The sequence below is a fragment of the Prevotella sp. C0209C1 genome (assembly GCF_056583855.1).
In genome coordinates this window covers 39,074-59,924 of the sequence record NZ_JBWPJP010000014.1, presented here as the reverse complement: position 1 = coordinate 59,924, position 20,851 = coordinate 39,074, and the positions used below count along the sequence as shown (strand labels likewise).

General features: G+C 35.5%; 13 protein-coding genes. 3 read left to right on the top strand and 10 right to left on the bottom strand.

From position 1 onward, the window contains the following. Window positions 1-66: 66 nt before the first annotated feature. From AC1DCD_RS05430 to AC1DCD_RS05405, 6 genes are all read right to left on the bottom strand, one after another. Window positions 67-1,647 carry an acyltransferase family protein gene (locus tag AC1DCD_RS05430; RefSeq protein WP_464640247.1) on the bottom strand — a complete coding sequence of 527 codons (1,581 nt, stop codon included), beginning with the start codon at window positions 1,645-1,647 and terminating at the stop codon, window positions 67-69. Between the two features lie 344 nt (window positions 1,648-1,991). Beyond that, window positions 1,992-2,876 carry a 4-hydroxy-tetrahydrodipicolinate synthase gene (dapA, locus tag AC1DCD_RS05425; RefSeq protein WP_464640245.1) on the bottom strand — a complete coding sequence of 295 codons (885 nt, stop codon included), beginning with the start codon at window positions 2,874-2,876 and terminating at the stop codon, window positions 1,992-1,994. Window positions 2,877-3,146: 270 nt separating this feature from the next. Next, entirely contained in the window at window positions 3,147-4,772 is a 1,626-nt protein-coding gene (locus AC1DCD_RS05420; RefSeq protein WP_464640243.1) for an MFS transporter, read from the bottom strand. Window positions 4,773-4,823: 51 nt separating this feature from the next. Then, window positions 4,824-6,989 carry a dipeptidyl-peptidase Dpp5 gene (gene dpp5 / locus AC1DCD_RS05415; RefSeq protein WP_464640241.1) on the bottom strand — a complete coding sequence of 722 codons (2,166 nt, stop codon included), beginning with the start codon at window positions 6,987-6,989 and terminating at the stop codon, window positions 4,824-4,826. Between the two features lie 24 nt (window positions 6,990-7,013). Continuing rightward, window positions 7,014-8,939: a membrane protein insertase YidC gene (gene yidC / locus AC1DCD_RS05410; protein WP_464640239.1), complete on the bottom strand. Its 1,926-nt coding sequence runs from the start codon at window positions 8,937-8,939 to the stop codon at window positions 7,014-7,016. Window positions 8,940-8,944: 5 nt separating this feature from the next. Continuing rightward, window positions 8,945-10,549, bottom strand: coding sequence for a CTP synthase (locus tag AC1DCD_RS05405; RefSeq protein WP_464640237.1), 1,605 nt, complete (start codon window positions 10,547-10,549; stop codon window positions 8,945-8,947). A gap of 291 nt (window positions 10,550-10,840) precedes the next feature. Here AC1DCD_RS05405 and AC1DCD_RS05400 point away from each other — a divergent pair, with 291 nt between their 5' ends. Next, on the top strand, window positions 10,841-12,112 hold the full coding sequence (locus tag AC1DCD_RS05400) for a DUF3078 domain-containing protein (RefSeq protein ID WP_464640235.1): 1,272 nt from the start codon (window positions 10,841-10,843) through the stop codon (window positions 12,110-12,112). A 38-nt stretch (window positions 12,113-12,150) separates the two neighbouring features. Further along, window positions 12,151-13,491, top strand: a complete 1,341-nt coding sequence (locus tag AC1DCD_RS05395) for a YihY/virulence factor BrkB family protein (protein WP_036856282.1) — start codon at window positions 12,151-12,153, stop codon at window positions 13,489-13,491. A 242-nt stretch (window positions 13,492-13,733) separates the two neighbouring features. On the opposite strand, the gene AC1DCD_RS05390 is transcribed toward AC1DCD_RS05395, so the two are convergent. Then, on the bottom strand, window positions 13,734-14,570 hold the full coding sequence (locus tag AC1DCD_RS05390) for a DnaJ domain-containing protein (RefSeq protein ID WP_464640232.1): 837 nt from the start codon (window positions 14,568-14,570) through the stop codon (window positions 13,734-13,736). A gap of 73 nt (window positions 14,571-14,643) precedes the next feature. Continuing rightward, window positions 14,644-15,090 (bottom strand): type I restriction enzyme HsdR N-terminal domain-containing protein, encoded by a 447-nt coding sequence (locus AC1DCD_RS05385; RefSeq protein WP_019035657.1) that lies wholly within the window; start codon window positions 15,088-15,090, stop codon window positions 14,644-14,646. A gap of 350 nt (window positions 15,091-15,440) precedes the next feature. Between AC1DCD_RS05385 and uvrA the strand changes: the two genes are divergently transcribed. Further along, window positions 15,441-18,278 (top strand): excinuclease ABC subunit UvrA, encoded by a 2,838-nt coding sequence (gene uvrA, locus AC1DCD_RS05380; RefSeq protein ID WP_464640230.1) that lies wholly within the window; start codon window positions 15,441-15,443, stop codon window positions 18,276-18,278. A gap of 222 nt (window positions 18,279-18,500) precedes the next feature. On the opposite strand, the gene AC1DCD_RS05375 is transcribed toward uvrA, so the two are convergent. Next, the gene (locus tag AC1DCD_RS05375) at window positions 18,501-19,652 is read right to left on the bottom strand and encodes a hypothetical protein (RefSeq protein ID WP_008450075.1); all 1,152 of its coding nucleotides are present in this window, start codon (window positions 19,650-19,652) and stop codon (window positions 18,501-18,503) included. A 49-nt stretch (window positions 19,653-19,701) separates the two neighbouring features. Beyond that, window positions 19,702-20,493 (bottom strand): DeoR/GlpR family DNA-binding transcription regulator, encoded by a 792-nt coding sequence (locus AC1DCD_RS05370; RefSeq protein ID WP_308532553.1) that lies wholly within the window; start codon window positions 20,491-20,493, stop codon window positions 19,702-19,704. Window positions 20,494-20,851: the final 358 nt, after the last annotated feature.

Genomic DNA, 20,851 nt, shown 5'->3' with positions numbered 1-20,851 from the left:
TTTTGGCTTTCCCATTGCATATAAAACGGAAAAATACAATAAATATTTTATGTAAACTAATTTTGCTCACTTACTTATTTCCCTACTTCTTTCAGGCTCTACAACATGCCTCTTATAATAGTTTTTATCTCTAAAGATATTATTATACATTGGACCAATAGACGAATAATACTTTTTATAACCAACGCGCCAAAACTTTTTATCATAGAAATATGGCAACATATAATAAAACACTTTTAGCTCATTAGAGTTTGCTACAAAAATAACATTAGCCTTTTTAGCTCTTGCTATAGCACTACTATCTACATCTATTCCATGATAAGATATATTATACTTTGTGGTATCTATATTGCTTTCTAACATTATATTAATCCAATCGCGTCCATAAGAATCGCCAAAAACTAAAATATTTTTCCTACCATTAACAGGGAAATCTTTATTAAACTTATTTATACGTTCGTTATATCCTTGTTGCTCCCAGCTTGAAGGATCATTTTTATATATGTTAAGCTGAGGAACGTCCCTCATCACACCTTTCTTATTATACACATAAGCTCCTGCTGCTATCAACATTATTGCTAACACTATAGAAAAAATGATGACATAATTACTTCCCTTTTTAGTGTGCGCAATGTCAGATAATGGCTTCTCTATATACTTATAACATACCAATCCTATTATGATGGACATAAAGAATAGTCCTAAATATTCTGTTATGCTAAAATCGTAATTTACTATATATCTATATAATGCTATAACAACTTGATGGAAAATATATATACTATAACTGGCAACTCCTAATTTTGCTATTGCTGGCAGCTTATAGCTTTCTAATAACCTTTTATCTCTTTCCTTTAATATCAATAAACCTGTAGTTAAGGCCACTGCTATTATAAGGCGTATTTTCTTTGCATCTATTTCAAAATTAATCGATATTATTAATATTAACGCTATTAATATCAATAAAACATATTTTGTTAAACTATTACAAGCCTTTTCCTTTCTATAATTAAAAGCCACTATGCTCCCTGCTACAAACTCAAATAACCTTGCTGGTAATAAATAAAATTTTACAGAAGTATCTATCTCATCTTCTCCTATAGGTATAAGATAAAAAGCTATAGAGGCTATAAATATTATCCAAAGAAATAACTCCAGCATTCGCCCTCCCCGATTTTTACTATTTTTAACTATAAATATTATAGGAAATAAAATATAAAACTGGAAGATTAATCCAACATACCAAAGGTGCATTAATGGCTTAAAATCATTTATTGAGTCCCAATAATCTCTACTTGTAATATATTGCACTACATTACCCATAAAGATACTACTACCTACAACCATTTCACTACATAGCTTAAAGTCGGCAGGTACCATAACAAAATAGCAAATAAATAATGATATGGCTATTGCTATTAATGATATAGGGGCAAGTCTTGTTATCCTTCTCTTTATAAAATTAGAATAGTTCGACCCATTCATTGACTTATATTTTAGAAGACTTATAGTTGTTAAATAGCCGCTAATAACTAAAAACACATCCACTCCTAAGTAACCATAATTAAGCAAACCTATATGAAATAAGACTACACCTAAAATAGCTATTCCTTTTATAACATCAAAAAACTGAAAACGGTTATCCATTATATTTTTATTATAAGAAAACTAAATATTATATTATAAGACCTTTTATAAATTAAGCTTTATTCATAACTAAACGCAGAGAGATAACTTAAAATGGTTTTTCTTATTGACTTATAGGCACATCTTCTCTTCTTTCTTATGTATTAAACAAAGAAAGTATATACAAAAACATATCCCTATCCAATAAAAAACTCCACTTTTGAGGCTATATATACAATGCCCCGCAGAATACTTTTAGTTAGATTTCTGTTTTAACAGCTTACAAAGGTATTAAATATATTTCAAAGGGTTAGCCTTTTTATCGCTTTTTATCACCCATAAACACAATATTGCTCTTACATTACTTATAGCCTCAGACCCTTTAAGATGTCATTCATCTTTTGCTTTGTCTCTATACGAGTAGGTACTAATGGTAAACGAAGTATATTCTCTATCATTCCCATATCGTTTAACAAAGCTTTACAACCAGCAGGATTTCCATCTACAAAAAGTAGCTTATAAAGCTCGGTAAACTTATGATGTATTGCACGAGCCGCCTCAAACTCACCATTAAGCTCTAAACGTATCATACGCGAAAACTCCTTAGGCAAAGCATTACCTATAACAGATATAACACCCACTGCTCCGCTCACTATCATAGGGAAAGTAAGAGCATCATCGCCACTGAGAACTTCAAAGTTATCTGGCTTATATTTTATAATTTCATCTACTTGCTCTAAGCTACCTGAAGCCTCCTTGATAGCTACCACATTAGAGAAGCTATTAGCTATCCTTATAGTTGTTTCTGCCGTCATATTAACGCCTGTTCTTCCTGGTACATTATAAAGCACTATGGGCAATTTGCTTACATTGGCTATTGCTTTAAAATGTTCATACAGCCCTTCCTGACTCGGCTTATTATAATAAGGACAAATACTTAATATGCCATCTACCCCTGACCAATCAGACTCTTTTATTTCACGTACAACTGCTGCGGTATTGTTTCCTCCACAATATTTCAATATAGGTACACGCCCTTTTACTACGTCTATGACCGTTTTAGTAATTTCGTCTTTCTCACCCTTTTCCAAGCATGGCGTTTCACCTGTTGTTGCAAGGATAACTATAAAGTCGGCTCCGTTACCTATCTGGTAATCTACCAAACTTTTTAAGGCTTTATAATCCACACTTCCATCTTTCTTAAAAGGTGTAATAAGAGCTATACCTAATCCTCGAAATATGTTTTGCATACGTTTTATGTTTTTAGAAGTATCTTTATATAATAAATGCTTGTAAATATAAGCCTAAAGACCATTATCTTTCGTCCCAACTTATATATGCAAATGTAATAATTAATAGTTAGATGTCCAAAGTTTTCAATGTTTATTTATACATTAACATCAAGCATAATAACAGCGACAAAGCAATCTGTTAGCTGCACTAATGCCATTTTAAAGCATTAAAAGGGTATCTCCTCTAAAAGGAAATACCCTTAACTTTTTATACACTTAAAAGCGCGCTTACGCTTTTATATTTGGCTCTTCAAGACCTAAATGCTTCTTCTTATCTACCACTTTCAAGAACAATCCAATAACCAAAGCTGCTACTCCAAGCCCGGCTAACATAAGTAAAGGAGCAGTATAATTGAGCTTTGTAGGATCTGTAATACCCACATTAGTAGCATCAAGAACATTACCAATGAGCAAAGGTATTAACCATAAGCCTATGTTCTGTATCCAAAAGATTAAAGCGTATGCCGAACCAATGATCTTAGCATCTACCAGTTTAGGAACAGATGGCCATAAAGAGGCAGGAACAAGTGAGAAAGAAGCTCCAAGAACAAGTATTGTCAGATAAGCTACTATAACGCCACCTACATCATTACCCTTAAACATAGGAAGCACAAAAGCAAATGTAAGATGACAAGCTATTAACAATATAGAGCCTAACACAAGCATAGAGGCTGCCTTACCCTTATGGTCTACATAGCTACCAAGTATAGGAGTTATACCAACTGCTAACAATGGGAACACGGCAAATATTGTTTCTGCTGACTGTCGCATATATCCCATATAGCAATATGCCACTAAAGAGCATACAGAAAGACAAAGAACACCATACTTCACACTCTTATTCTTCATAAAATTGAACATAAAAGCGGTAGCCGCAATAACTAACATCAAGCCATATTGCACAAAGGTTACCGTACTGGAAGCCCAAAACGAGTCTGCTGGCACTGGCTTAAAAGTAAGATTACACTGAAGCATATTTACAGCATACTTCTGGAATGGGAAGATAGCAGAATAGTAAAGCACACAAAGTAATGATACTAACCAAAAGCCCATAGAGCTTAATATCTTACCAAGATCGCTGAGCTTAAAGGGATCGTCTTGTTCTTCTGCCTCACCAGTCTGACTATCGAGCTTCTTATCCATAAAGAAGTAAACAACAAACATCATCAAAGCAATGCAAATAAGCACTACACCAAAGGCTACCGAACGAGATACATCAATGTTTCCGCCAAACTTGGCAAAGAAAGGAGAAAAGATCATACAAGTAGCAACACCTAAACGAGCCAATGCCATTTCTGAACCCATGGCTAAAGCCATTTCTCTACCTTTAAACCATTTCACTATACCTCGTGAAACAGTAATACCTGCCATCTCTGTTCCACAACCGAAAAGCATAAAACCTATAGAAGAAACCTTTGCCGATGCGGGCATTCCTTCATAAAAAGGCGACACTCCAAGTTGGTCGAAAACAGGTATATAGTTAAGATTAGCTGTAAACCAGTGGTCTAAGCCGCTACCTTTAAACCCTTCACTTATAGCATAATATTTTATACATGCACCACAAAGCATTACCAAGCCCGAAAGCAATGCAGTGAAACGTACCCCCATCTTATCAAGTATAATACCTGCAAAAATAAGGAAAAACACAAAAACATTAAGAAAAGTTTCTGACCCCTGCATAGTTCCAAATGCTTTAGAACTCCAGCCGCGCTGGCTCTCCATTAAGTCTTTTATAGGCGACAAGATGTCTACAAAAATATAAGCACAAAACATAGCAAGTGCTAAAAGAAGAAGTGCTGTCCAACGGATTCCAGCAGAATCTCTAAGTGTTGTTTTTTGGTTTGGATCTGACATATTTATCTTTTTATTAGTTGTCTATATTAATATTCTGTTTTGTTTCTCTTTTCACTTCTTTAACCATCTATCAAGCCAATTCTTGAAAGTACGTTGCCATAATATGCCGTTCTGTGGCTTCAACACCCAATGATTTTCATCAGGGAAAAGTAGTAATTCGGCAGGTATACCACGTAAGCGGGCAGCATTAAAAGCTCCCATACCCTGATTAGCATTTATACGATAATCCTTTTCTCCATGAATGCAAAGTATAGGTGTATCCCACTTATCTACACTTTGGTGAGGACTGTTCTCGTATGTTCTTCTTGCAGCTTCTGTACGATCCTTATTCCAATAAGCATCATCATACTCCCAATTGCTAAACCAGACTTCCTCTGTATCGGTATACATACTCTCAAGATTAAAAGCACCATCATGCGAGATAAAACACTTAAAGCGTTTATTATGATGACCTGCTAAATAATAAACGGAGAAGCCTCCAAAAGAAGCACCTACTGCTCCAAGACGATCTTTATCCACATAAGGCAAATGTGCTGCGGCATCGTCTATGGCAGATAAATAGTCGCTCATACACTGACCTGTCCAATCGCCTGAAATATCTTCATTCCATTTGCTGCCATATCCAGGCAAGCCACGCCTGTTAGGCGCTATTATAACATACCCATTTGCTGCCATCATCTGAAAATTCCAACGATAGCTCCAAAACTGAGATACAGGGCTCTGCGGTCCCCCCTCACAATATAATAATGTAGGATACTTTTTACTTGCATCAAAATTAGGAGGAGTGATTACCCATACCTGCATATCCTTACCGTCAGAAGTTTTAACCCAACGATCGGTTACATTAGCTTTTGCAAGCTGATCAAGGATATGTTTGTTTTCAAAACTTATCTGTGTTTGCACACTTGCCTTTTCCTTTTTAGAAGGAGTTACTACATATATATCTGCCGGTGCAGACATACTCTGCCTTATTGCCAAAAGCTTCTTTCCAGCATCACCTAAAAGAGCCACACTTGTATAATCGTGCTGACCTATAGTAAGCTGCTTAACTTCACCTTTCAAATTAGTTTGATAAAGGTTTACACATGCATGCCAGCAACCATAAAAGTACAAGTCTTTAGAATTAGCAGCCCATGTAAAACCATCTACATTAGAATCGAACTTTTCTGTAACATAAACTTTCTTTCCTGTAGCCAACTCCATTACACAAAGACGATTACGATCGCTCTCATAACCATTATTCTTCATGCTCTGCCAAGCAATATATCTACCATCTGGCGAAAACTGAGGATTAACATCATAACCCACCTGCATATCGCCACTTTGGCTGTTTACTTTTTGGGCGCGCATACTCTTTGTAGCATCTATCTCAGGCTCTTTATACCCTACTGGCTTGCAAATATTTACAGTGTTCTTAGTAGCAATATCGTACATATAGATGTCCGCATCTGTAGATATTGCATACTTAACACCTTCACGCTTGCGAGAAGTATAAGCTATCTTCTTTGAATCCTTGCTCCAAGCTATCTGCTCTATGCCTCCAAAAGGTGCTAAAGGGCTCTCAAAAGGCTCACCTTCCATAATATCTATACCCTCAGATACTCCCTTATCACTCACTTCAGATAAGAAAGGGTGTGTATTAGTCTGCACATAATGGTCCCAGTGTCGATAGTTCATATCTGTTATTACCATACCAGAGGCTTTAGGAAGGTCAGCAGGATTCTTTTTTATCGTACCATAATAGGGTATGCTTTTTAGAAGAACTACATGCTTTCGGTCAGGTGAAAACTTAAAACCTTCTATATCAATAGAAGAATGGGACAACTGCTTCCTATTATCACCATTAGCACTCATCACCCACAACTGCCCTTTAGAAAGATAAGCTATGGTGTTATTATCTATCCATATAGGGTCAGTCTCATTGCTTGACGATTTTGTTAATAAGCGGTCATTCTTTCCATCGGCATCCATTACACGGATAACTTGGTGCCCCTTATTTTCCTTCACACTATAATAACCTACCTGATACACCACTTGTCTACCATTTGGCGACGACTGGGCAGAGGTAATCCTGCCCATTGCCCATAACACTTCTGGTGTCATCACATTACTTGAAAGAGATATTTCGCTCCTTCCTATATTAACATTTTGCGCTTTAGCCATACTTCCTCCTGATAATAAAGCCGCAGTCATAGCAATTATTATTCCTTTATTCATATATAGAAAATATCAGATTAGATGTTAATGTTTTTTCCTTTTGTTAAGCTCCTCTTGCCTACGCCTAATATCTTCCTGCTTTTTTGCCTGAAGCTCCTGCAAGGCTTGCATACGAGCAGCTAAGCCGCCCATCTTCTTCTTAGGATTATTTTTATTCTCTTTCCTTCTGTTTTCCAAATAAGCTAATAGCTTTTCTTCATTTGTAGTCTTACGAAGAGCCCACATAATAGCTGCAGAGAAAAATAGTGAAACAAAATAATAGAAATTTAATCCTGAAGAGTAATCATTAAAAACAAAGAAGAAGAACAGTGGCATAAATAGCATCATATATTGCATCATCTTCATCTGATCGCCTTGCGAGCCTACCATCTGGTCTTTCTGCTGCTGCATAGTAAACCAAGAATAAAGCAAGTTAGCTGCACAGAATAAAATACAAGTAAGCGAGATATGATCGCCTATCAACCACACATTATGTCCCCACTCTACAATTGGGTCATACGTGCTTAAATCCTTCATCCATAAGAAGCTTTCACCACGCAGCTGTATAGCATTAGGAACAAAGTTGAACATAGCTATCCATATAGGTGCTTGTATAAGCATAGGCAAACAGCCCGAGAGCGGGCTAACACCATACTCTGAATACATCTGCATCATAGCCTGTTGCTTCTTCATCTGATCTTCTTTACCATTATACTGCTTAGTAGCCTCATCGAGTTTTGGCTTTAATACGCGCATCTTTGCAGAGCTCATATAGCTCTTTTTTACCATAGGATAAGTAATGGCCTTAAGCAGCAAAGTAATTAGTATTAATACTATACCCATAGGGAACAGCTTGCTCAGAAAGTCGAACACGTATATAGTAAACCAACGATTAATGATACGGAATAGTGGCCAGCCTAAGTAAACCAAACGTTGCATCTCAAGATTTTTACCAAAAGTGCTCTCTGCCTCTACTGCTTGCAGCTTACGAAAGTCGTTTGGTCCAAAATAAAACTCAAACTCTGAAGGCTTCTTTCCACTGGGGTCGAAAGCTGTTTTCATATTAGCTTCATACTGCTTTAGATAGCCGGAAGATTTATCTTGTGGCACACTCTTTAGCTTAGCTCCTGAAGAGAAGTTGTCTTTAGAAATCATAACCGCCGAAAAGAACTGATTTTTAAAAGCTACCCAGTCTGTAGCTTCCTCTGTAGTTTCTTCTTTTTCAGCCCCCTCACTTAGGTAACTTGTACCTCCTTCGCTCTTCTTATACGTAAGCGTTGCATAGCGATTTTCAAAAGAAAAGCCACGCTCCTGCTGCCGCACCTTATCAAGCCACTCTACCTCCATCTGATTATTAGTAGGACTAAATAACCCTTCTACGCCCTGCGCCTTAACGCTAAGATGCAACAGATAGTCTTTACCTAACTTATAAGTTAATGTCAATGATTTTCCCTGTGCTGCATTTGCTGTAAAAGTTACAGTAGAATCGGTCTGATTAGTAGGAGTAAAATAAAGATCTTTTGTCTCTATATTATTAGCCTTTGCTGCTAAAGCAAAGTTAAGACTCTGATCATTACCATCAAAAAGGGTTACATACGGCAAATCCTTTGATCCGTCCTTAACAGCTATATTATGCCCGACATAGTTTTTTATAATAGCCTTTGTAACAACACCTCCCTTGCTGCTTAACGTAAGAGCCACATTGTTATTTTTTAAGACTATATCCTGCTTTTTTCCTTTCAATGCTTCATAAAAAAGCTTTGTTGTGTCTAAAGCTACAGCTTGCTTTACTTGCTCTGCCTTAAAGCTATCTTCTTTATCCTTTTGTGCTTTTTTAGCAGTAGCTATAGAGTCGGCTACAAATTGTTTTCTCTGTTGTGCTATCTGTTCTTTTGAAGGCTGTTGCCACCAAGCAAAGCCAAAAAGCACTAACGCCATTAGGACAAAGCCTGTAATAGTGTTTTTATCCATTATTCTTATTTCTTATTTTCAATTGCTGTTTTTACAAAATCTACAAAAAGAGGGTGCGGGTTTAGCACTGTAGACTGATATTCTGGGTGAAACTGTGTACCTATATACCACTTCAAACTTGGTATTTCCACTATTTCCACTAATTCGCTCTCAGGATTTTTTCCTACACAGTTCATGCCGTTACGCTCATATTCCTTTATATAATCGCTATTAAATTCGTAACGATGGCGATGACGTTCCTGTATGTATTCTTGCTTATATATATTAAATGTACGCGAACCTTGTTTCAAAACACATTCATAAGCCCCTAAACGCATTGTACCTCCCATACTGGTTATGTTCTTTTGCTCTTCCATAATGTCTATTACATTATGCTTGGTCTTCTCGTCCATCTCACGTGAGTTAGCGTCCTTATAACCTAAAACATTACGTGCAAACTCTATAACCATCATCTGCATGCCTAAACATATACCAAAAGTAGGAATATCATGAGTACGGGTATAATGAGCTGCAACTATCTTTCCTTCAACTCCTCGCTGCCCAAAACCAGGACATATCACTATACCATCTTGCCCCTTCAGATGCTCTGCTACATTATCTTGGGTAAGCTCTTCGGAATTGATAAAAGTAAGCACAGTCTTATAATCATTATAAGTACCTGCTTGCAAAAGCCCTTCACGAATGCTCTTATAAGCATCTTGTAAATCGTATTTGCCTATCAACCCTATATGTACTTCTTTCTTTGCCTTACGCCTACGCTCAAGAAAGGCTTTCCATGGACCTAACTCTGGTGTAGGTCCTATAGGCTCACCACACTTACGTAATATAGCCACATCAAGCCCTTCCTCTAACATTTTTAAAGGCACTTCATATATACTTGGCAAATCTTCGCTCTGAACGACACAGTCTAAATCGACATTACAAAAAGCTGCCACCTTCTTTCTAAGAGACTCGTCAAGGTGTAACTCGGTACGAAGAATAAGTATATCAGGCTGTATACCTACACTTTGCAGCTCTTTTACACTATGCTGTGTAGGCTTTGTTTTAAGCTCTCCTGCTGCTTTAAGATAAGGTACGTATGTTAAATGTAGGTTTATGGCTCTCTTACCAAGCTCCCATTTCATCTGCCTAATAGCTTCTAAGAAAGGTGCCGACTCTATATCGCCAATAGTACCCCCTATCTCTGTAATAACAAAATCGTAATGCTTCTTCTTGCCTAACATCTTTATGTTACGCTTTATCTCATCTGTAATATGAGGTACCACCTGAATGGTCTTACCTAAATAATCGCCACGACGCTCCTTATCTATAACACTTTTATAGATTCTACCCGTTGTCATAGAGTTAGCCTTAGTAGTTTTAATATCGGTAAATCTCTCATAGTGCCCTAAGTCAAGATCTGTCTCCATACCATCAACCGTTACATAACACTCTCCATGCTCATAAGGATTTAATGTTCCGGGATCGATATTGATATATGGATCAAACTTTTGAATGGTAATATTATAGCCTCTTGCCTGTAGAAGCTTACCTATTGACGAAGATATAATTCCCTTCCCTAAAGAAGAAACAACACCACCTGTTACGAAAATATACTTTGTTTCAGCCACGATAGATATTTTTTAAGTTTATAAGTATAAAGGCATAATTGCCCAAAACTAAAGTGCAAAGATACAAAAATATGTGTATTAATCGTTTCATATCTATATTTTTCTTACAAAAGAAACATTAAAACAAAGCAAATAAAGCTCTTTCACAAGAAAACAACTTCTAAGCAGGCATTATGACCTATATAAATTATATCTTTTTACATGCCTTTTATATAGCATAGATTAAAAAAGAATTGTAATTTTGCAAACAAGAGATTCTTTTTATTTTAATCAAAATATTTCCAAGACAACATGAAACGTTTTCTAACAGCTATAACTTTCCTTTTCTTAATCTTATTATATGGCTTTGCACAAGCCACTACTACTACACCTATAAAAGCCCCTACTAAAGACATTTACCTACAATACATCGACTCTCTACAAGCAAAAAGGGACACAATATTATATAGTAAAAACTTTAGCTTATCTCCTAAAGATAAAATAAAATATAAAGAAGTGAGGCTATTTATGCCTACTACTTTTTACCACGACATTATACATAAGTCGTTTGCACCAAATAACACACTCTCCAGCTTTGACAACACACTGCTCAATATTTACTTACAACGCCCTTATCTCGTAGAAAACTCCTCTACTAAGCTAACAAAAGATATTAACACTATTGACAATCTTAGGGTTACTATTCATCATGATGCTGAAATAGTAAAAAAAGCAGAGGAGAAAACTCCAGAGCCTATAGCAGCCCCCATAAAAGTCATGATAAAGAAGCCTAATTTCTGGGCTTTCAAAGGCGATTATTCTTTACAGATGATGCAGAACATTGTTACCGACAATTGGTTTCAAGGAGGTGAAAGCAACTATTCTGCCTTGGGAGCTATAAGTATGCAAGCCAACTATAATAACAAACAAAAAATAAAGTGGGATAATTTTCTTGAAATGCGTTTCGGCATTCAAAGCACACGGTCAGACTCCTTACACAGAGTAAAAACTACAAACGACCTTATACGTCTTACATCAAAATTCGGATTACAAGCTACAAAGCGTTGGTATTACTCTGTGCAGATCATTGCCAACACGCAGTTTGCACACTCATATAAAGCCAACGACCCTAAAGTATATTCAGACTTTCTTGCACCATTCAACTTAAATTTATCTCTCGGTATGGACTATTCCATAGACTGGGCTAATCATCATTTAAAAGGAAACATACATATAGCGCCTTTGGCATACAACATGAAATATACCAGACTTTTAGACCTCTCATCACGTTTAGGAATAGGGACGGAGAAACATTTTCTCAACGATATAGGTTCTGAATTTAATATACAATTAGACTGGAAAATACTCGAAATGCTTTTATGGCGTACTCGCCTTTACGGATATACCACCTATTCACGTACAGAAATAGAATGGGAAAACCTCATTTCATTCAAATTCAACAGATATATTTCTACACAGCTATTTATATATCCGCGCTTCGACGACGGTGTGGCTCGTGATAATAATCATGGCTTTTGGCAGTTTAAGGAATATGCTTCCATCGGATTTCAATATAACTTTTAATCAATCAGTAAAATAACCACAAGACATACAAATATATAATGGCAAAAAAAGCTATAACTATCAATAAGCTAATCTTCTTCTTTAAACGCCAAATATGGAGACATTCCTATGTACGTTTTAAGGATAATCCTTTAATATATATAGCTCAAAGGCTATATCTTGTGTTTAACGGACTTTTCGTAGAACGCCATTGGGGATATGCTGCACAATTAACATACAACACCCTGATGGCACTTGTACCTATGTTTGCTGCTATCTTAGCTATCGCACGTGGGTTCGGATTTGAGGACTATATCGTAGAATGGTGTAGACAGCTCTTTGCTAATCAGCCTAATACTGCTAAAGTAGTATTAAACTTAGCAAAATCGTATATCAACTATACCCATACTGGTGTTATCCTTGGCATTAGCTTAGTATGGATGCTATATTCTGTAATATCGCTCTTTAACAACATAGAAGCTGTCTTTAATGGCATTTGGGGAGTAAAGAAAGAACGTAGCATGGGTAGGGCTATTACCGATTATGTGTCTATACTGATATTCCTGCCTCTTACATTAATCTTACTTTCCGGGCTTAGCATTTTCTTTCAATCTGTAATAGGACATCTTCCAGAGTTCCAACTTCTCACGCCTATCTTGCAAGAGCTTATCAGCTTTATGCTACCTCTATCTATACTAACCCTTCTCTTCATCTCTATGTACACGCTCTTACCTAACACTAAAGTGCGTGTATCTATGATATTTATTCCTGCTTTAATGGCTGCATTCAGCATTATTATTATACAAAGTATCTACATACATTGCCAAGTGTTTTTTGCAAGTTACAATCTCATTTATGGCTCTTTAGCTGCCTTACCACTACTTATGTTATGGCTACAGCTTTCATGGTATATCTGTATAGGCTTTGCTGAGTTAGGACGAGCTAATCAGGAGCTTACAGACGGAAGATATATCGGCGAGATGCGTAAGGATAGCCCACGAGAAAAGCTACGTAAAGCCTGCGTTATAATGAGCATTATGGGGCGTAGACAAATGAACGCGGAAGGACCTACTGACGCTCAACTACTACAACAACTAACAAGCTATACTTATACACAGATTATGCGCTCTATTAACGACCTTATAAAAGCAAAACTAATAACCAAAACCCTTAGTGAAAACAATATAGAAGTATTTACGCTTAACCACGACTCTTCCAAACTTACAATGGGCTTTATCATTCGTTCGCTACTTGGAGCAAAGGCACGCCAACGCAAAAATAGCACAAGCCTACATATCAATGATAACGAAGAAACATTACTTAACAAACACTTCGACAACTATATAAAGTCTATTGACAATATAGCTGTTACCAAATTAACTAACAAAAAAGACTATTAAAAAAGCCATCTTCTACATTCTTAAAAATAAGATTTTTCAGAAAAGAGAAACATACTTAAAGATTAAAAATAAGTTATTTTTAATCCATTTTTAACCTATTTTTGAGTTAAAAATAGGTTATTTTTCTTTTCTATACATGATTTTTACCATAAAGAAAGCAAACCTTTTTCTTACAAAGAAGCATAAATTTTCCGGTGTATAGACATCTTTTCCCCTTCCTAAACATAAAAGACGCCCATATACTATATATTTCTTGCTTTATATATAGCTTCTTTAGCTGCGTTTATCTCTTGAAATTTAGCTTCTGCGGCTTTCCTTATATCCTCACCAAGCGATGCCACACGGTCTGGGTGATGCCTAAGAGCCATTTTGCGGTAAGCGTCTTTTACCTCTTTATCCGTTGCCGAAGGTGATATTCCTAATATCTTATAATATACATTAAGATCCGCTTTCGAAGATGAATATTTTTGCTTTCCCTCGTATGAATACCCCATATTTAGCATAGATTCAACATCTTGCACGCTAAGATGAAGATGAAGGGCTATATCCTTTAATACCTCTACTTCTTGAAAAGACACCGTTCCGTCTGCTTTAGCTATCATTATAAGATAATCGAGAAGCTGAAGACGCTGCTCTTCACTCATGTTAAAAGATATTTCCATGCAACTTCTATGAATAACATTCTTAAAAGCAAGCATACCTTCATTATCCATTTTTTTTAAAAGACGTTTAAGAATAATCTCGCCTTGCAAAACAGCTTCATCACCAAAATTATAACGAAGGAACTTACGAACATATTCCATTTCAGAATGCATAACCTTAGAGTCTGCCTTAATGACATAAGAAGATAGCACAAGCAGGGAAAAGAGAAAAGAGTTGCGCATCTCTTCAAAAGATGTTTCTCCATAATTTTCTGCCGACGATTCTTCGTCATAACCGCCATTATTAACATTGCCGTCTGCCCCTTTTGCTGCATCTGCTAACAGGCTACCAACACAGTAACCTGCCAAAGCTCCTAATATATTACCACCTGAAAGTATCCAGCCAAGTGCAGCACCTATCCATTTTCTCTTAGTCATTATTTATATATTTATTGTTCTTAAAATAAGTCTTTTGCAATAAATGTGCCAATAATTTTTTAATATAATTTCTCTACAACTCTTCATAATATGGTATATCATCTAAAAACATATATCTTTTCTCCTTTTCATTAAGCTTGCAAACATATATTTCTATTCCATTAGTCACTATAATATATGGCACAGAAAGAAGGATATTATAACTAAAAATCTGATCAAAAACCCTTTGAGTGATAGATATTTTAGGAGCTTTATACTCTATTATCATACGGGGCTTTAACATTTTATCGTATAAAACACTATCGGCTCTCAACTTTTTATTACCTAAGCTGAGGCTAATTTCATTAGCTAAAAGTGCTTGAGGATAATTTTTCTTTTCAACGACAAAACGTATAAAACTTTGTCGCACCCATTCCTCAGGTGTTAATGCTATATATTTCCGACGAAGTATATCTAAAACATAACGCCGCCCATTGTGTTCTTTTATAGAGAGATCCTTATATAAAAAGTTTGCTTTCATTGCCTTTTATTATATTTTTATGATATAGCACAAACACAGTAAGCATACTTAATGCTTAATACATATACCATAGCTTATCCACTAACAAAGATACATATTTTCTGTAAAGTGCTGACAAATTTCCCTTTTAAAGTATAGAGCTATAATGAAAAACAAATATCTCATACCTTAAAAACCTGAAAGCAAACAGCCTTTGTAAAACTGTAAAATAATGATTTTTAACATATTGCAAGGACATAATAACTATTTTGTCATGTTGCGCTTTTTTTGTACTTTTGTTTTTCATAAACAATATTCATATCACTCACAAAAAAAACAGTGGGCTAAATACAGGATTTCAAAATCTTTTTATGCAGAAATATATAGAGGTAAAGGGTGCAAAGGTAAACAACCTAAAAAACATAAATGTAAGATTACCACAAGAAAAATTTATAGTTATCACAGGAGTATCAGGTTCAGGAAAATCGTCTTTAGCTTTTGATACATTATATGCAGAAGGACAACGCAGATACGTAGAAAGCTTATCAGCATACGCGAGGCAGTTTCTTGGCAGAATGGCAAAACCTAATGTCGATTTTATTAAAGGATTACCTCCTGCTATAGCTATAGAGCAGAAGGTTATCTCAAGGAATACTCGGTCTACTGTAGGGACCTCTACCGAGATATATGAATACTTACGTTTACTTTTTTCAAGGATAGGGCACACATATAGTCCTATTAGCGGAAAAGAGGTAAAACACAACTCTATAGAAGATGTAATAGAAAAGGTAAAAGAATATCCAGAAGGGACTAAATTCTGCATTTTAACACCTATACATATAGCCGAAGATAGGACTTTTACACAACAGTTAGAAATGAATATGCAAGAAGGCTATAACCGCATTTATATAAATGGCGACTTTATAAGAATAGATGACTATTTAGAAAAGTCTCACGATAAGAGTATAAATGAAAAAGATGTTTACCTTGTAATAGATCGCCTCTCTTTAGATGGTACAAAAGATAATATCTCTCGACTTACAGACTCTTGCGAAACAGCATTTTTTGAAGGGCACGGAGAGCTATTATTACTCTTTTTACCTTCAAAAACCATTTACAATTTCTCTATACGCTTTGAAGCAGATGGCATTATTTTCGATGAGCCTAATGATAATATGTTTTCTTTTAACTCGCCTATAGGAGCTTGCCCTACATGTGAAGGGTTTGGTAGTGTTATCGGAATAGACGAAAGGTTAGTGGTTCCTGACTCCACACTCTCTGTATACGATGGCTGCGTGCAATGCTGGCATGGCGATAAGATGAAACAATGGAAAGAAGAATTTTGCCGCCGTGCTGCAAAAGACGATTTCCCTATATTTAAGCCGTATCATAAGCTGACACAAAAGCAGAAAGACCAGCTTTGGAAAGGACTACCTTGCGAAAAAAACATGGACATTCATGACAAATTTTGCATTAATGCCTTTTTTCAAATGCTGAAAGAAAATCAGTACAAGATACAGTATCGTGTAATGTTGAGTAGGTATAGAGGGAAAACTACTTGCCCTGACTGCAACGGAAACCGCTTAAAAAAAGAAGCATCATGGGTGAAAATAGCAGATAAAGCCATAACCGACTTAATAAACATGCCTATTATAAAACTAAAAAAGTGGTTTGACAATTTAGAGCTGCCTAATAATGAAAAAAATATAAGTAAACGTCTGTTGGTGGAAATAATTAACAGGCTACAATTTCTCATAGACGTAGGGTTGGGATACCTTACCCTTAACAGACAATCTAACACATTAAGCGGAGGGGAAAGTCAGCGCATTAATCTTGCCACCTCATTAGGCTCGCCTTTAGTAGGCTCTCTTTATATTTTAGATGAACCCTCTATCGGACTTCATAGCAGAGACACCGAACGCCTTATCTATGTTCTTAAAGAATTACAAAAAAGTGGTAACACGGTAATAGTAGTAGAACATGATGAAGAAATAATGAGAGCAGCCGATTATCTGATAGACATGGGGCCTGATGCAGGCAACTTGGGAGGAAAAATAGTGTTTGAAGGCAACATGAAAGCATTAGACAGTAAGCTAAACGACAAAGATGCTATAAACAAACTTTTAAAGAAATATCCACTATCGCATACCATTGCATATCTTACTCATAATGAGAAGATAGAAGTTCCATCTACACGACGCCCGTGGAATTTATACATAAACATAAAAGGTGCGCGTATGAACAATCTTAAAGGCGTTGACGTAAAGATTCCTCTTAACATTTTTACAGCTATTACCGGAGTAAGTGGTAGCGGAAAATCTTCACTTATAAAAGGAATTCTTTACCCTGCGCTAAAACGTAAGTTAGACGAAGCTGCTGATATGCCTGGCGAATACTCAAGCATGGAAGGAGATTGGAAAAAAATAAAGCATGTAGAGCTCGTCGACCAAAACCCTATAGGGAAAAGCACTCGCTCTAATCCTGCTACATACGTTAAAGCTTACGATGAAATTCGTAAAATATATGCAGATCAGAAACTATCAAAACAGATGGGTTATACACCACAATTCTTTTCTTTTAATGCAGAAGGAGGAAGATGTGAAGAGTGTAAAGGAGCAGGAGTAACAACAGTAGAGATGCAATTCATGGCAGACTTAACACTAAAATGTGAAACATGCCACGGCAAACGCTTCAAAAAAGAAATCTTAGAAATAAAATATAATGGAAAAAACATATACGACATATTAGAAATGACCGTATCGGAGGCTATTTCCTTTTTTACAAAAAATAAAAATAAGTCGGTTGTTAAACGATTAAAACCTTTAGAAGATGTCGGATTAGGATATATAAAAATGGGACAAAGTTCCTCTACATTATCAGGTGGAGAGAACCAACGCGTGAAATTAGCTTATTTCATAGGACAAGAACAAATAGAGCCTACCTTATTTATTTTTGATGAACCTACTACAGGCTTACACTTCCATGATATTAAACGCTTACTTACGGCTTTTTATGCACTAATAGAACGTGGTCATTCCATAATCGTTATAGAACACAATTTAGACGTAATAAAATGTGCTGACCACATTATAGACATGGGACCTGAAGGAGGTGATAACGGGGGAAGTATCATTGCAGAAGGAACACCTGAAGAAATCGTAAAATGTAATGCAAGTTTGACGGGTAAATACTTAAAAGAAGTATTATAAAAAGTAACAGATGCTTAGTATAAAATACTACTAATAAAAAAACAACAGGTAAGTTGTAGTATATAAAAAACATACATTAACAAGATTATAGCTTATAAAGAAAGAGGGTATACCATTTTTGGCACACCCTCGTTTTTTACTTATAAATGTTGTTTTGTAACATAAATAGCACAACAACTTTTATATATAAAATAAAAAACAGAAGTAATAAAAAGCAGTTTACTAAATAGAGTCTAAATAGTTCTTAGCCGGATTAGCATACATCTCAAGCATACGTTTAGTTAAAAACTCCTCATCACGATTAGGTATCTCTATCCTATTGAGCTGGTTATTAAGATATTGCTCAAACTTACGCTCCTCTTCTAACGTATAATAATCCTTATAATCCTCGCAACCATTTAATAGATCTAAAGCAATATAGTTATTTGGAAACAATTTATAATTACGATATATCTCTTTATCTATATGTAATGCTACAGTGTCAAGCAGCTCAGAATTGTTCATTTCTACCTTTTTTAAAGAATCAAGATAGTCGTTAATACAGCAAGCTGCATGCAAATGAATCTTACCTTTATATCCCATTATACCAGTACGCATACTTATAACATCGTCCATAGGACCTTTTTCCCAATTAATGTTATCTCGCCGTGCCTGATACTCTGCAGCTTTAAGATAATCGCAAGGATCATATTCGTATGAAATAGCTAATGGCGATATGCGTAAAGATTTAAGCCTGTCTAAAGCACTACCCTCTCCTGCGAGTGTCAACATTTTAAGAATAGAACGTTGTGTTCTATCTTTAGAGTCCTTTGAGCGACCCTCACGTTGTGCTATCCATAAATTTTCATGTTTCTCTTTTATAGCAAAATGCATATAGGCAGACAGCGTATGACTAAAGGCTAAACGCTCACGAGCCAATAACCCACGCTTTACTATAAAGCTTTTATTAACACGTACTATGTCGAGTACCCATGGAATACTAAGCAAATTATCTCCAATAGCTATTTCGCAAGTAGTAGAAAATTTCTTTTCTATGAGCAACATATCTAATAAAGCTGAATCGAGCACTATATCACGGTGGTTACTCATAAAAGTATAACATTCCTTATTAGAAATCTCTGATATATCCATATCGCAACCAGTACTTTGCTTAGCAAGCAATTCTTTCAAAAACTTATAACAAAAAGCTAACTGAAAGTCTAAATTAGTCTTGCAAGCTCGCATCTGTTGTGCTATCACTTCCAAAGGTACATCTGGATATAAAAAACTTAAAACAGCCCTAAACTGTTGGTTAGCAAGCAACCTATCGTACACAGCAGGCAACTCCTCTGGCTCAAAAGGGCGAATATCATTAAAGATATCTGGAATTTTCATTGATTTAAAAAATATTTTATTGTTTAATTTTCGTATAAGAAAAAGGTAATTATTGTTTACTATTTACTTGTGTATTACCGCGAGCTATAACCAGCTTTATACCTAACTCCTCTATGCGTAATACATCAGCCTTCTTTATATGCTCATCTGTAATAATTATATCAATATCTTCTAAATTAGAAATTTTTGCAAAGCCACGCTTACCAAACTTAGATGAATCGGCCAAAACTATAATCTTTTGAGATGCTTCCATCATGGCTTTGTTAAGGCGGGCTTCACGTATATCAGTTGTTGTAATGCCAAAATCAAAGTCTATACCATCCACCCCAAGGAAAAGCTTACTAAAAGAACACTCGCTTAACATCATTTTGCTATAATCACCCACTACTGATAACGAACTGTGACGAAGTGTTCCACCTAACTGTATAATATCTATATCTTCTTTTTGAGATAGAATTTGCGAAATAGATGTAGAAGAGGTCATAGCCGTTAGCCTATGTTTAGGATGAATACAACGAGCAAAATTATGCAACGTAGTACCTGATGCTATCAAAATAGAATCGTCGTGAGTAATAAGCTGAGCTGCTTCGTAACCTATAGACATCTTCTCCTCTTGATATAAACGCTCTTTATCATTAACAGAACGGTTAATTGTAAACGGATCTATAAGAATAGCTTTACCATGACTACGATATAGCTTACCTTGTATTTCTAATTCTGTTAGATCCTTACGGATTGTTACCGAGGTTACATTAAGTATAGAAGCTAAATCAGTAACAAGAACAGAATCTTTCTTTATTAGCTGATCTAAAATGATAGAATGTCTTTCTTCTTTTGTCATATGAAGATAAGTTTTTATTTCTTATTTATTTAATAGTATACTAAATATATTTTTCAAAGGTACTAATAAAGATAATACTTTTTCTCAAAGTTATTTACTTTTTTAGGGAATAGTGCTTTTTTATAACTTTTTTATATGATATTAACGGCTTCAAAAAACACTTTCGTTACGTAAAAATCATATTATTTTACATTTTAAAAACACACTACCAAACACTTATTTTTATACAACATACTATATACATTTACTATAACTTAGTGAAATGTTTGCGCAAACAGCTAAAAAGAACACTGAAGAAAGACTTTCTTATCTTAAAAAATAGTTAAAAATAAAGCTATTCTTTGGATATAAAAACGTC

Coding starts and splice junctions, on each gene's coding strand:
- uvrA (WP_464640230.1), top strand. CDS start 15,441: ATGCAGAAATATATAGAGGTAAAGGGTGCAAAGGTAAACAACCTAAAA.
- yidC (WP_464640239.1), bottom strand. CDS start 8,939: ATGGATAAAAACACTATTACAGGCTTTGTCCTAATGGCGTTAGTGCTT.
- AC1DCD_RS05385 (WP_019035657.1), bottom strand. CDS start 15,090: ATGAAAGCAAACTTTTTATATAAGGATCTCTCTATAAAAGAACACAAT.
- dapA (WP_464640245.1), bottom strand. CDS start 2,876: ATGCAAAACATATTTCGAGGATTAGGTATAGCTCTTATTACACCTTTT.
- AC1DCD_RS05420 (WP_464640243.1), bottom strand. CDS start 4,772: ATGTCAGATCCAAACCAAAAAACAACACTTAGAGATTCTGCTGGAATC.
- AC1DCD_RS05370 (WP_308532553.1), bottom strand. CDS start 20,493: ATGACAAAAGAAGAAAGACATTCTATCATTTTAGATCAGCTAATAAAG.
- AC1DCD_RS05395 (WP_036856282.1), top strand. CDS start 12,151: ATGGCAAAAAAAGCTATAACTATCAATAAGCTAATCTTCTTCTTTAAA.
- AC1DCD_RS05375 (WP_008450075.1), bottom strand. CDS start 19,652: ATGAAAATTCCAGATATCTTTAATGATATTCGCCCTTTTGAGCCAGAG.
- AC1DCD_RS05430 (WP_464640247.1), bottom strand. CDS start 1,647: ATGGATAACCGTTTTCAGTTTTTTGATGTTATAAAAGGAATAGCTATT.
- AC1DCD_RS05390 (WP_464640232.1), bottom strand. CDS start 14,570: ATGACTAAGAGAAAATGGATAGGTGCTGCACTTGGCTGGATACTTTCA.
- dpp5 (WP_464640241.1), bottom strand. CDS start 6,989: ATGAATAAAGGAATAATAATTGCTATGACTGCGGCTTTATTATCAGGA.
- AC1DCD_RS05400 (WP_464640235.1), top strand. CDS start 10,841: ATGAAACGTTTTCTAACAGCTATAACTTTCCTTTTCTTAATCTTATTA.